Raw genomic sequence first — 13,473 nt, 5'->3', positions numbered from 1 at the left:
GATGCGGAGGGTTGGCTATATTTTGTACGCGGCTGATTATTTGGAGATCAGGCCTGCGAAGTGTTTCACGGTGCGTACGAGTTGGGAAACGTAAGACATTTCGTTATCGTACCAGGAAACGGTTTTCACGATCTGAACGTCACCCTGCGTCATCACTTTGGTTTGGGTGGCGTCGAACAGGGAACCGAAGTTGATGCCGATGATGTCGGAGCTAACGATTTCGTCTTCGGTATATCCGAAAGATTCGTTGGCAGCGGCTTTCATGGCGGCGTTGATTTCTTCCGCGGTCACCTTTTTGGTGAGGATGGTAGTGAGCTCGGTGAGGGAGCCGGTGATGGTGGGAACGCGTTGGGCGTTACCGTCCAGTTTACCTTTCAGTTCGGGCAGTACGAGGCCGATGGCTTTGGCGGCGCCGGTGCTGTTGGGCACGATGTTGGCGGCTGCGGCGCGGGCGCGGCGGAGGTCGCCTTTCGGGTGCGGAGCGTCCAGGGTGTTCTGGTCGTTGGTGTAAGCGTGGATGGTGGTCATCAGGCCGGTAACGATGCCGTAGTTGTCATTCATTACTTTAGCCATGGGTGCGAGACAGTTGGTGGTGCAGGAAGCGCAGGAGATAACTGTTTCGGTACCGTCCAGGATATCGTGGTTCACGTTGAATACAACGGTTTTCAGGTCGCCGGTGGCGGGAGCGGAGATCACAACGCGTTTGGCGCCGGCGGTGATGTGCGCTTCAGCTTTGGCTTTGTCGGTGAAGAAGCCGGTGCACTCGATCACCACGTCGATTTCGTGGGATTTCCAGGGAATCTGGGAGGGATCTTTCTGGGCATATATCTTCACTTCCTCGCCGTTTACAACGATTGCGTTGTCGGTGTGCTTCACGTCCTGTCCAAATCTACCTTGTGCAGAGTCATATTTCAGCAGATGCGCTAAAACCGCGGGGCTGGTAAGGTCGTTAATCGCTACGACGTCGATGCCGGGCATGTTGTAAATCTGGCGGAATACCAGGCGGCCGATGCGACCGAAACCATTAATACCAATTTTAAGAGAAGTTCCCATTTTACACTGTAGTTTGTAGATGAAAAATTGAGTAGCGAAATTACATGGTTAGCGGGGATTAATCAATAGATATTTACTTAACCCAAATTTTTTTGGAATTATCAAAATGGATATTACCTTTGCAATCCCAAACAGGGAACCGCCGCGTTGGTCAAGCGGTTAAGACGCCTCCCTTTCACGGAGGAATGACGGGTTCGATTCCCGTACGCGGTACAAAAAAGGGCATTTTCAATATTACCTGAAATGCCCTTTTTCTTTATAGCTAATCCGCAATCCCAGCATTTTGACCATCCCCCCCGTTCGTATTCCTTTTGCATCTATCCCTCCTTGTCCACTGCCCGTACAACTTCGTCTTGCCGAAAACAATTTCCGATCCGGTGGTTTACGGTGGCGAAACATACTTGTCTCCCGCTGCGTATTTAAAATTCCTTATCCCCAAACTCACTGCCCGGCAACTTCGATTTCCCGGTGAGGCGGTTCAGGTTATAACCCAGGCTGATGAGGAACACATCCGTTTCATAGATGTAATTGGTGGTCGTGAAAAAGTCGCGGCCGCTGGTGGTTATCCGCTGTCGTTGCGCCTGCCGCATGCCCAGGTCGATATTCTGCCACTGCAACAACGCAGATAACCGGCCATCCAGGAACGTCTTCTTCAGCGACGCATTCGGCACCAGGAACCGCGAATCCTCTCCTTGCGCGGTAGGCCGGGCAGACAAGTAGCTCACATTGCCCTGAATGCTCCAGTTGGCGCCCAGTTTGAAATTCGTGTTAGCATTGATGGAATATACCCAGCGCGCATTATCGACCGCCGTCTTCTCCCCCAGAATACTCAAATCACCCTTGATGTTGTATTTATAGATGTTCCCCCCTGCATACAGGCTCCACCACTTTGTCGGCTCCAGGCTTGCTCCGGCTTCCAGCCCCATCGACGACGCTGCTTCCGCATTGGTGAACACCCGGTTCAGGATCGTATCGGCATATACACTGTTCACCCGCTGGATGGGATTTTTAATGTACTGATAATACACCGTCGCGAAAACGGAGCCTTTTTTCATCGTATGCACCACTCCCAACTCGGCCAGGTCAATGAACGACGGCAACAGGTCCGGGTCACCCTGCTCCAGGGTTTCGGAGTGCTCGCGCTCCGGTATGGGATTCAGCTCATAGTTATTGGTACGCTGGATCCGTTTGCTGTAGCCCGCCTTCGCTTTCCACGACTGGCTGATGCCATACAGGAGGTTAGCAGAAGGGAACAAATTCGACAAGTTCAGCTTATGCGGCAGCGGATCATAGGAAAGCCGGACTGTTCTGGCGGCATTTTCATACCGCAGACCCGCCACGTATTCCAGCTTTTGGTACTTTCCCGAATACTGGGAATACACGGCATGCACCTGGTTGCGGGCGCTGGCAGCCCCGCGAAACCGGTCCGCATCCGCCTGGGAAGCTTCAGGCGTTACAAAGTAATCGAATCTTCCATCCTGCGTGTCATGCCGGAACTGGTAACCACTTTCCAGTTTGCCCTTCCCGACCGGTACTGCGTAATCCAGGCGGAGCCGGTAACCATTGATCGGATTTTCATAAGGATTATATACTTCTTGCAACACCTGGGCCGTATTGGGCCAGGCAAGGTTCCTGTTCCGGGTATTGCCGTAAAGGCGCGCGCTTTCCCATAAAGCGGACGCTGTGAGGGAAGACTTGTTCCGGAATGTATGGGTATAGTCCAGGTTCCCCAGGTAAAAATTGCCTTGCTTCGTCTGCAGGTTTTCGTTATAATACGTAGTATGGCGGATCTGGCCGCCAGTGGTCAGGTCTATCGCCGCGTTCTCGTACAGAATGTCCGCCGTACGGGCCTGGAACCTTTTTCCAATAAATACCCCGGCAGAAAAAACATTACTGGAATCAGCCGTAAAAGTGGCAGAGGCGCGGCTTGCATAATTGTATTTATCGAAACTCCGCTCTCCGTGAGATGGGAAAAAGGTCTGCACTTTGGTTGAAAAGTTTTTCGTAAACACGTCGCCTTCACGATAGCCGGCATTATCGTTCCGGGTGTAATTGCCGCCGATGGAGACATCCCATTTGTTCTTTTTCCAGTTGACAGTCAGATCGCCGCCGAAGCGCTTCGGCTTTTCCTTGTTTCCATGGTCGCCGGTACTGGGGAGCCCGGCCATTAGATTGGCGGAAAGCGTCAGCCCGTCGGCAGCGCCTTTCTTCGTAATAATATTGATAATGCCGCCTTTGCCGTCGGGATCGTATTTCGCGGAAGGCGCGGTGATCATTTCGATGTTCTCGATCGCATTGGCCGGAAGCTGACTAAGTACGGTGCGCGCGTCTGTAATCACCGGCTTTCCGTTGATCATGACCAGGAATCCGGACGAACCGCGCACGCTGATCCCGCCTTCGCCATCCATAGAAACGGAAGGCAGGTTCTTCAGGACATCCATGGCATTGCCGCCCCGGGCAGACTCGAATTGCCCGGCGCGGTAAGACTGCCGGTCGATTTTATTCAGCACCTCCGCCTGCGTACCGGTGACATTCACAGCATTCAGCATGGCGCTTCCGGGCCGGAGCGCCATATTGCCCAGTTGCAGCTTCGTGCCGGCAGCAAGGGAGATACTACCGACATAACGCGTCTGGTAGCCCATGTACAATACCCTGAGGTAATAATTGCCGGGCGGCAATTTCTCCAATACATAACCACCCTGTGCGTTGGTCAGCGCCCCGGTTACGAGGGAAGAGTCCCCCTGCCGGAAGAGTGCCACGCTGGCGTATTCGAGGGGATGGCCGCCTTTCTCGTCGTTCACGGTTCCGGAAATGACGGCCTTTTGCGCCACGGCCACCTGGGCTACGGTCAGGAAAATAAAGAGAGTCAGTAATCTGCAGTTCATCAGGGACGATTATATTAAACCGTCGCAAAGATAAGCGGCCAAAGAAATGCGGGATTGTAGGATCGAAGGCAATTATTGTAGAATCATTGCTTCGAAAGGGCCATATCGCGGTATTTACGGGGCGTAAGGTTCGTATGTTGTTTAAAGAAATGGGCGAAATGGGGGGCATCGGAGAACTGCAGGTCCGCGGCGATCTGCTTAATTGGTAAAGCCGTTGCCGATAGCAGCATTTTGGCTTCCAGCAACACCCGTTCGTTGATGATGGACGCGGCCGTTTTACCCGTCGACTTTTTACAGGCGGCATGTAAGGTGCCAACGGTCGTATTCAGCCGGCCGGCATAAAACTTGAGCAGCCTGCTTTCCTGGAAATGATCGTTGACCATGCGTTTGTATTGCTGGAAGAGTCCGTCTGCCAGTCCCGCCCCGCCCATCTTGGTTCCTGCGACCGCTTTCAGCTTTATGACGAGCAAGTGGAGAAAAGCGCCTGCAACCGGGTCTGCCATCCCGCCGGCCTGAAATTCACTGTACAGATCCGCCAGGAGGGGAAAGAGGCGCGCATCTTCCGTAATATGCGTGCAGGCAGATAGTCCAAACAGAAAATCGATATCATCCTTCAGCAGCAGTTCTTCCCTGAACAGCAGGACGTAACCTTTGGGCAGTGCTGAAAAGTTCCAGCAGTGCGTTTGGCCGGGTCTTAGATAAAACACAACCGGAGGATTTACATCAAACCGGCTATCATCGATTTCATGAAAACCGGCTCCGTCATCCAGGAAGATCAACTCATGATAATCTGCATGGCGATGCGGCCACGTGGGCTTGATGACCGCTTTCATCGTGCTGATCTTAAAGAGGCTGTCTGCCGCAATTTTCGATTTTACCGGTATGCCATTCAGTGCTTTTCCCATCACGTTCAAGATACGCAACCTGGCGATATCAAAAAAGCGATCCCGACAGGATCGCTTTACATGTATTTCCTCACGCATCCGGGATCTCCGGCTCCACGAGCTTCGCCAACTTCTCCAGCGATTCCTGCCAGCCGAGGTAGCAGAACTCTACCGGGATGGCGGCGGGCAACCCTTCCTGCGTAATGTTGATTTCTGTTCCTGCGATGGTCTTACGCATGGAGATCGTCGTGATCATTTCGCCGGGAAGATTGGGATCGTCAAATACATCTGTATATTTCAACAATTCATTCGGTTTGATTTCCAAATACTTCCCATGGAAGGAATGGCTGTTGCCGGTGGAAAAGTTTTGGAACGACATCCGGTAAGTACCACCCACTTTTGCGTCCTGTTCGTGTACGGTGCAGAGAAATCCGTACGGAGGAAGCCAGCTTGCAATGGCGGCGGATTCGGTAAAAGCACGGAAAACCTTTTCCGGTGTGGTTTTAAGCATTCTGTGGAAAGAAACTGAATTGGCTGACATAAGATCTGTTTTTTTGGGTCCTACTCTTCTGGCTTTTCGGTTCCGCCCGTTTTTTGACGTGGTTGCTGCTCCACCGGTTTCGATCGTTTGCACTACAAAAGTGGCGGTAAAATCCGATAACAGAGGTGGCAGAATACGACAAATCCGGGGTCTATTTGCGACCTGGCGCGAAAAAGCCCGGCGCTTCACAGCAACCGGGCTACTATGCTAACAAGTAATCCGCAAATCCGGTGGATTTACTCCACGTCCTTCGCTCCGTAAGCCCTTCCCGGGCTCACCACGTACTTTCCCGCACCCGCGGTGAAGTGTACGGTATTGTTACCGGCCACTACATCGGTGTTGAAATGCACCGTTCCGCCTTCCTGGCGTATATTCCAGAATCCGGGCTTCAGGCCGGCCAAAACTACCTGCCACGACGCGCCCGCGGGCACTTCCACCGTGAAAGCGGCATCCGCATCCGCAGCGTTCGCGCTCATGCATACCACCCGGTCGGCTACCGTCAGCTGGTACATGCCGTTATCCTCACGGAATTGCAGCGGCAAGGGTTTCGCATCCCCTTCCGCCATCTGGAAAACCGTGAGGAACTTATCCCGGTCACGCGCTTCCACCGGTGTTACCATCATCCGGTAAGCGCTGGCCTCCGGCTTGGTGGACTTCACTTCAAAGCGGTTGCCAAAGGTGCTGTTGGCATCAGCTCCCGCCAGCACTTCCAGCTTGCGGGCGCCGGCCGCCGGAACGAGCATCTGCACATGGGTATTGCCTTCCAACCCTTTCAACGCATTGCGCAGCACCCAGGTATCGCCCGTGGTCTGCGGCTGTTGCAGGGTATTAATCTGCCAGTATTTTTTGAAAGAGGGATCAGCCGTTGTCATATCATCGGTGAGGATAATAATGGCCGGCACATCTTCCCGGAAAAGGTTCAGGAAAAGAAATCCCCGCGCATATTGCGACATCTTCGAAGAATACGCCCCGGTGAGATCGGCTTTGAAATAGCTGAAGGCAGGCTTTTGGGCCAACGGGCCATATGCGCCCGACATCACCTTCCCGTTATCGAACCAGGGATCCGTGGTCGTTTCCTCCATCGACTGCGGAAAACGCTGGTTGAAGCGGGTACCGCCATCCTGGAGCTTCGTGCGGAAGCGCAGCTTTTCATTCGGGTCCACGGCCAGCATCATGCTATGCGCGATCGATCGTTTATTGAAGTTGAAATCGTAAGGCGTTCCATAAGAAAGATACAATCCAATATCCCCCACCTGGATGCCATGATGGTAAATTTGCAACCCGCCCGCATCGGCATGTTGGTGGTTGGCGAAATGATACCCGCCGCCTTTGATCTCGGCGATCACATCTTTACTTTCCGGCGAATTGTTCCAACCGGTGCGTGCCACCACGCCGCCGAGCACTTTACCAAAATCCTTTGTCAGCGGCAGTTTCGTGAGATCGTGATCCGCCGGCAAGGCGGGATCGTTTACCAGCAGGAACAACACGGGATTATCGGGAAGCCCGCCCTGCCGCTGAAACTCCGCTTTCAGCAAGGGATCATTGGCGTAGGCGTAACTGAGCAACATGGCCATCGGCTGTTTCCAGTACAGCGGGGCATTGGTACCGCCTTTCACGGAAAACATGTCGCCGTCGCGGAGCATGTACCCGTCGGGCAGGCGCATATAGAGCCAGTAGTATGGGAGATGCTTGATGTTATCGTCGAAAACGGGATGCCCCGTCATCCGGTAAAACAGCCAAACGGCATGCATTTCCCACATGAGGCGGTAAGCACCGTAATCGACGCCCTGGTTATGCCGCGGCGATTCGTATTCGAATTTCCGCATGGGCACCAGCTCTTCGAGCACCGTGTACGCCGTGTATTTATACGGCAACGGATCTTCGTCGTACATGGCGATGGCCATGGCCAGGAGGTCGCGGCTGATCTGGGCTTCGTTACCATGACCGTTGATGATGCTGTCCATAAACGGCGGCCACCCGATCTCCATGTCGCGCGCGAGGCGGAGCATATGGAAGCGGAGGTTTCTACGGTCGGATTCGCTCAGCAAATCATAACACCAGTCATACACCAGCGCCGCCACATAAATGGAGCGCCCGATCTCCCGTGTGATATCACCGTAGGTAACGTTCCCGAATTCGAGGACCGACAGGTAATCGGCCATGAGCTTCGACGCTTCGCGGCCCACGGTTTTGTCGCCGGTCATGAGGTAATAAAATGCTTTCGTTTCCACCGCTTTCTCCACATCTTCCCGGTAAAAAATTTCTTCATCCGGGTTGAAATCGAAGCGGAAAGGAACGATGGCAGCGGCATGTACTTTATCCCAGGCTGCTTTGTTCTCGCCCTGCATGAGCCGCGATTTCACCAACGGCAAAGATTGCGGCGTCACCCAGATGCGCGGATGCCCCGCAGGCGGCGTAATACCAGGCGTATAACGTTGCGCCTTTTCCGGGATGGCCGGATCGTTGGCGTTTTTCCATTCGATATATCCGAGGCGCACGCCTTCCGGAAGCCAGATCTTCACCTTTTCTTCCTTTGCTTCCATATCGAACTTCCCGGCGATCTGGTGGTTGCCGTGGTACGCGTCGAAGAGGATGCGCGTGGTGGGACGGCGGTCGCCAATCTGTATTTTGACATGCGCCGCCGTTGCGGGCGTTCCCTCTTTCTCCGGAACGGCCCAGGTCGACAACTCATACAATCCCCTAGCCGGGACTTTCACCGTAAAAGTAAGGTCCGCCGGGCGAGCGGTTTTCACATCTTTCTTCAACCCCACCAGTTTCCCTTTACCATCGGCCGTATTCACCACCGAAACGGATTGGCCGTTCAGTTTCGCACGATGTGCGGGCTGGCGATTCACATATTTGTCTCCCACCACAGCCGGGTAAGCCTGGGCGAAAACGGTCATTGAAACGAAGTTCAACAACACGCCAATAACTACACCTGTTTTCAATTTCATATGCATTTTCTGTTCCGTCTCTCGTATGTTGATAAAAGCCCGATTCCCCGGAGCATTCGCCCCCGGGGAACCGGCACAAACTACAGTCCCGACATTAATACCCCAGGTTCTTCCTCATATTCGGATTGGCCGCCAGTTCCGCTTCGGGAATCGGCTGCAACCTTCTGAAATCCGTTGTTTTCACTTCCACGTACGAAGAATGCGCCTTCACGCCCATGTTGGGCCGGTTAAAGGTAGCATTCTGCCGGTAGAGATCGAACAGCCGCAGCCCTTCGAATGCCAGCTCTTTTCTGCGCTCCACGATCACGGCATCTACCAGCGCCTGGCCGGTAAGCGTGGATCCGGCGAGAGCAGCGTCGCGGTTTTGCGCTACCATGTCCAGGTATTTCTGTCCTTCCGTATCGTTCCCCAGGCGGGCGTGCGATTCGGCGAGGATGAGGAGCACTTCGGCATAGCGGAGCAGTTTCACGTCGTCGCGGTCGGCGTTGGCAACGTTCTGGTATTTATTTACATAGAGCACGTCGAGCCCGCCGCGCTGGCCGGGTACGATCAGCCCGCGCCTCCTGTCGGTAGCGGCGTAAAGATTATACAGCTCATCGGTCACCAGCATATCGCCTACCGCGCTGCGGCTATAGATCGCATCGAGCCCTTCCACGCCCAGGTTGGCGGTGGCGTTGTAATTCAGCTCGAAAATCGTTTCCAGCTTGTCGGTCCGCGCTACGTTGCCACCCCAGTAGGTGTTGAATGCAGCTTCGGTTCCGGTTAGGCTGAATCCTCCGTCTTTCTCCACGATCGCGGCCGCGTCCCGGGCTTTGGCCCATTCGCCCATATAGAGGTAAGCGCGGGCCTGGAGGGCTTTGGCGGCGTATTTGGAGAAGAAATTGGAGTTGTTGGGATGGATCGTCATGCCTGTTGCCGGCATCAGTTCATACGCTTTTTCGAGATCGCTGATGATCTGGGCGTATACTTCCCTCACCTTGTTCCGCGCGGGTTTGATGAGCGCGCCGGTTTCGCTGGCGGGCAGCGTTACCACGGGCACGCCGTCGGCATCGGGATTCTCCGCGTACGGTTTAGCGAAATAATTCACGAGGTAGAAGTAACAGATCGCCCGCAGCGCGTGTGCTTCGCCGGTCATCTGGTTCACGTTATTGCTGGCAGTCAGGTTTGTACTGATGACGCGGTTGGCCTGCTGGATGGCCAGGTAGGCATTCGCCCAGATGCCCGCCGCCTCGGCGGAAGAACCCACGAAAGTGTAGTTATTCATGGGCACGAGCCGGTTGGAATTCGAGATGGACAGATACACATTATCCGCCAGCAGATCCCCGAACAACGGCACGTTGCGACCGAAAAGCAAGGTAGGCGTCATGGCGCGGTAGGCGCCGTTCATCGCTTCCAGCATGTTGCCTTCCGTAAGGATCGCACTGCCTACCGAAACGCTGAGGGAAGGTTCTTCGTCGAGAAAGCCCTTGCCGCAGGAAGCCGCCGTCATCGTCATGGCGGCCAGTATCGCTATATATGCATTTCTTTTCTTCATGTGTCAGTTTTTTAAAGTCCCACGTTAATGCCGAAAGTGAATGTTTTGTACTGGAACATATCCTGCGACTCCAGGCCGCTATACCCCACTTCCGGATCGAAGGGCAGGCGCTTGTCGAACGTCCAGGTGGCGAAGTTGGTTGCGCGTGCGTATACCTGCAGTTTGGAAACGCCGATCCGTTTGATGGCGGCGAGATTGTTGAAATCGTATCCCACCTGCACGTTTTTCAGGCGGATGTGATCGCCTTTATACAGCCTGTAGGTGCTGGGCGTGATATCCTGTCCCTGCGTGTATTTCGGTACATCGGTCACCTGCCCGGGGGTGGTCCAGCGGTTGTCGTAGATATACTGGTACTTGTTGTTGGTATAATAGGTGCCTACCGTGAAGTACACATCGGATGCGGAAAGCACTGAGTAACCGAGCGCGTAGTTGAAATCCACGCCGAGCGAGATATTTTTGTAAGTGAACATGTTAAAGAAACCGCCGGTTGCCCTGGGAACGGAATACCGGTCCAGCGGGAACATTTTCGCTTCTCCGGATTTATCGGTTTTGGCGGAATGCGTTGCGTCGGTGTAATATAAAATCGCACCGTTCTGCGGATCTACGCCTGCATATTCACGCATGTAGAACTGGTTGAAGCTATGCCCCTCCTTCAGGTAGAAGTTTCCGTTCTGCTCCGCTGTGTTGGGCGGCAGTTTGGTGATTTCATTCCGGTTGAAGGCGGCGTTCAGATTGCTGTTCCAATTGAAATCCTTCACGCGTACCAGGTCGCCGCGCAGCATGAATTCCCAGCCCTTGTTAACCATCGCGCCGATATTCTGCTTCACGCTGGTGAAACCGGTTACGCGGGAGGCGGGCATGTCCTGGATCAGGCCGTTGATGTTGTTGCGATAATAATCGACAGACAGCATGAACCGGTTTTTCGCGAATCCGAAATCGGCGCCCACGTCGAATTTGTTGGAAGTTTCCCAGGTGAGGTCCAGGTTGCCGAGGGCGCTGAACGATTGCCCGATCACGCCGGCATAGGCGAACCCGGCGCCGTACGTTACCTGCGGCAGCCATTGATAGTTGCCGAGGCTCGCGTTACCGGTGGTGCCGTAAGAAGAACGGAGCTTCAGGGCCGACAACACATTTTGTTTCGCAAAGAACTGCTCTTCGTGCAGGTTCCAGGTGCCGCCTACCGACCAGAAGTTTGCGTACCGCTGGTTGGACGCGAAGCGGGAGGAACCGTCGCGGCGAAGGGATGCGTTCAATACGTATTTATTCCGGTAGTTCACGCTGGCGTTGCCATAGGTGGAAACGAACGCGAAGTTGTTATAGTCCGCGTAAGTGGTGTTCGCCGTGCCGGCATTCCCCAATGCCGTGAGGCCTTCATGCGCGGCGGGAAACCCGTACCCGTCGGCCACCATGCGGTATTCCCGGGAGCGCTGGGCTTCGTACCCCACCGATGCCGTGGCGTAGAAGTCGTTGGCCGGATCGATGTCGAATCGGTAATCGAGCTGGTTGCGGGTGAGCCAGTTGAAGATGCGGATATAGGAGTTGCGGGAGCGCCCTTTCAGGTTCGCGCCGTCGCCCATGATGGGATTGAGGAACTGGGTTTCTTCGTAGGTGTTGTAATCGGTGCTGATATACGTCGTGAAGTACAGTTTATCCCATATGTTGTAACGGAGTTTTGCGTTGCCGAGGAGTTTCAGCAAAGACAACTGTTTTTTGTCGTTCTCGGCCATCCACAGCGGGTTGTAGGGTGTGGAGAAGTTGACGTCCCCGGAGGTTTTGGTATTGATGGAACCGTCGTCGTTATACGCCAGCTGGAAAGGCCGGAGGGCACGCGCGGCCCAGATGGGGTTGGCGGCGGTACGGTCGGTGCTGGGCGTGTTTTGGCCCACGTTGGAAGCGTTGAGGCCGATGGACAGCTGGAGGCGTTTGCTGATCTGGTGGTCCAGGTTCAGGAGGCCTGAAATCCTTTTCATATCCGAGCCGATGGTGGTGGCTTCCTGGTTGAAGTAGCCCGCGGAAGCGAAGAATTTCGTTTTCTCGTTGCCGCCGTTGAGGCTCACGTTATATTGTTGCTGTTTGCCGGTGCGGGTTACGAGGTCGTACCAATCGTTGCTTTTGCCGCTGTTGAGGCCGAAGCGTTCGGCGGTAGCCTCGATCTGGTCGGGCGTATTTCCTGCGTTGGCGAGCGCTTCACGGAATAGCTCGGCGTAATGTTCCGCGCTGAGGGGGCGCCCTGCGTACGGCAGCGGAATTTCGCTGGACATCCCGCTTTCCGCATCCACCCGGATCTGTGTTTTACCGGATTTCCCGCGTTTGGTAGTGATGAGGATAACGCCCGCTGCGCCCCTGGAACCATACACCGCGGTAGCCGCCGCGTCTTTCAGCACGTCGATCCGTTCGATATCGTTCTGGTTGAGGCCGGCGAGGGCGTTGGATGTGGTAGAATAAGGTGAAAGCTGGCCGGTGTTAACGATCATCCCGTCAATAACAATCAGCGGGTTGTTATTGAGTTGCAGGGAGCTGGCGCCGCGGATGCGGATGTCGATGTTAGCGCCGGGCTGGCCGCTGGTTACGGGAGCCGTAAGGCCCGCCACCTGGCCCTGCAGCGATTGCGCGAAGTTGGCGAAAGGTTTATTCTCTAACGTGATGCCGCTTACCGTGTTGATGGAACCGGTGGACGTCGCCGGCGTGAAGTTGCGGTAACCGTCGGTGATCACCACTTCGCCGAGGGTACGCACGTCTTTTTCGAGTTTGATATTGATAACGGATTGGTTGGCGGGTACCTGCCGGGTAACGTAGCCAACCATTTTAAAGGTAAGGGATGCTCCTTCCGGAACGTCTTTGATGGAATAAAAACCATTCCCGTCCGTGATCACGGCTTTGCTGGTGCCTGTAATGGCCACTACCACGCCCGGCATGGGGGCGCCTTCGTCGTCGGTAACGTTACCGGTCACATTGATGGCAGCAAAACGTGAGGCGGATACCTCAACAGGCCATGCGTAGGCAGTGGCCGGTAAAATACCGGCGCTCATCACCGCCAGGCAAAGGGCGGCAGCTTTTACGGCTGCCGATTTGCGGACAGTGGCCAGACGTGCATTTTTCCCGATATGAATTGTACGATCCATACTTCAGTGAAATAGAAGATTAAATAATAGAATAATTACCGTTGTGCTCCTTTGAAAATAACCCTGCATACATACGGAGAAATATGTAGCGGCTGTCTCATGTCTAATGATGCCATAGGCATATTTCGTGCAAATCCTCCATTTGGCCGGTGCGGAAAAACGTGTCCGTCTGGCCCGAAAGGCCAGCATTTATAACAATCGCTGAAAAATTTCTGAATAGATGCGTACGCTGTCTCCCCTGACGCCTCCTGGTGGAATTTGCTTTCTTTTTGGTTGAATAACTATGTAAACAAATATATAGCTTTTATGTAAACATAATGCCCTTTGCAGCTTTTTCTTCAAAAAAATATTTCCGGGGTTGTAATATATTGTATTTCAATTGGATTAAACAAAGCGGCTGAATTAATGTATACAATTATGCTATTATCCAGTAAACATAGTTGACGAAAAACGGCATTACATCCATGCATAAAAAACCCTCCGGCTATGGCGCTATCCAT

General features: G+C 54.0%; 7 protein-coding genes and 1 tRNA gene. 1 reads left to right on the top strand and 7 read right to left on the bottom strand.

Annotated elements, in window-relative coordinates; translation table 11 throughout:
* Window positions 1–36 precede the first annotated feature (36 nt).
* Window positions 37–1,053 carry a type I glyceraldehyde-3-phosphate dehydrogenase gene (gap, locus tag WJU16_RS16830; RefSeq protein ID WP_341834644.1) on the bottom strand — a complete coding sequence of 339 codons (1,017 nt, stop codon included), beginning with the start codon at window positions 1,051–1,053 and terminating at the stop codon, window positions 37–39.
* 141 nt (window positions 1,054–1,194) lie between these two features.
* On the opposite strand from gap, the gene WJU16_RS16825 reads away from it, so the two are divergent.
* Window positions 1,195–1,266, top strand: a tRNA-Glu gene (locus WJU16_RS16825).
* Window positions 1,267–1,472: 206 nt separating this feature from the next.
* Here the strand turns inward: WJU16_RS16825 and WJU16_RS16820 are convergent.
* The 6 genes from WJU16_RS16820 to WJU16_RS16795 all read right to left on the bottom strand — a co-directional run bounded on the left by WJU16_RS16820 (window position 1,473) and on the right by WJU16_RS16795 (window position 12,973).
* The gene (locus tag WJU16_RS16820) at window positions 1,473–3,938 is read right to left on the bottom strand and encodes a TonB-dependent receptor domain-containing protein (protein WP_341834643.1); all 2,466 of its coding nucleotides are present in this window, start codon (window positions 3,936–3,938) and stop codon (window positions 1,473–1,475) included.
* An 83-nt stretch (window positions 3,939–4,021) separates the two neighbouring features.
* The gene (locus WJU16_RS16815) at window positions 4,022–4,843 is read right to left on the bottom strand and encodes a helix-turn-helix transcriptional regulator (RefSeq protein ID WP_341834642.1); all 822 of its coding nucleotides are present in this window, start codon (window positions 4,841–4,843) and stop codon (window positions 4,022–4,024) included.
* 70 nt (window positions 4,844–4,913) lie between these two features.
* Entirely contained in the window at window positions 4,914–5,363 is a 450-nt protein-coding gene (locus WJU16_RS16810; RefSeq protein ID WP_341834641.1) for an SRPBCC family protein, read from the bottom strand.
* 236 nt (window positions 5,364–5,599) lie between these two features.
* On the bottom strand, window positions 5,600–8,317 hold the full coding sequence (locus WJU16_RS16805; protein ID WP_341834640.1) for a hypothetical protein: 2,718 nt from the start codon (window positions 8,315–8,317) through the stop codon (window positions 5,600–5,602).
* A gap of 94 nt (window positions 8,318–8,411) precedes the next feature.
* Window positions 8,412–9,851 carry a RagB/SusD family nutrient uptake outer membrane protein gene (locus tag WJU16_RS16800; protein ID WP_341834639.1) on the bottom strand — a complete coding sequence of 480 codons (1,440 nt, stop codon included), beginning with the start codon at window positions 9,849–9,851 and terminating at the stop codon, window positions 8,412–8,414.
* Between the two features lie 11 nt (window positions 9,852–9,862).
* The gene (locus WJU16_RS16795) at window positions 9,863–12,973 is read right to left on the bottom strand and encodes a SusC/RagA family TonB-linked outer membrane protein (protein ID WP_341834638.1); all 3,111 of its coding nucleotides are present in this window, start codon (window positions 12,971–12,973) and stop codon (window positions 9,863–9,865) included.
* Window positions 12,974–13,473: the final 500 nt, after the last annotated feature.

The organism is Chitinophaga pollutisoli (assembly GCF_038396755.1).
In the GTDB taxonomy this organism is placed as follows: Bacteria; Bacteroidota; Bacteroidia; order Chitinophagales; family Chitinophagaceae; genus Chitinophaga; species Chitinophaga pollutisoli.
The sequence above is the reverse complement of the archived record's forward strand: the minus strand, read 5'-3'. Positions and strand labels throughout refer to the sequence as shown.